The following is a 451-nucleotide window of genomic DNA, read 5'->3' on the forward strand; positions in this document are numbered from 1 at the left end:
GGCGGAGGCGAAGCGGATGGCGACATCGGACGACCTATTCCGGTTGCAAGTCCACCTGCCCGGTTTGGCCGGTGCCGTGTACGGGGCTGCCGAAGCCAAGTTCGCCGAGACCGGTTGGGTCGCGGCCGTACTGGACGCGCGGTACTTCGCCGAGGGCGGCGGACAAATCGCCAAGGTTCGAGTCGAACTGGCCGGCGGATCGGTTGGGTCGGTCAAGCTGCCGGGCGAGGCGTCGCAGGCGCTCCGCGAACTGGGCGCGGCGCGGGCTGAGAGCGCGGATCGCTGGTACGGCCTGCGGCTCCGTGTCACCGCGGCCGGCGAGTGCGAGACCGCGTTCGACTACGACGCACGTTGCGCCGAGGACGAGGCGTTCTTCGACGCATAGCCCGGACGCCGAACCCGGCGCTGCACCTGACACCGCCGGCTGAGTTGTGACGCATCGCTCATCGTG

At 69.8% G+C, this 451-nt stretch carries 1 protein-coding gene; it reads left to right on the forward strand.

Annotation, left to right across the window (positions count from 1 at the left end; translation table 11 throughout):
* Window positions 1–385 (forward strand): hypothetical protein (locus R5W23_RS11775; protein ID WP_320686488.1); only part of this gene is annotated, 385 nt, incomplete at its 5' end.
* Window positions 386–451: the final 66 nt, after the last annotated feature.

Origin of the sequence: Gemmata algarum (genome assembly GCF_034097035.1) — a bacterium.
Lineage (GTDB): Bacteria > Planctomycetota > Planctomycetia > Gemmatales > Gemmataceae > Gemmata > Gemmata algarum.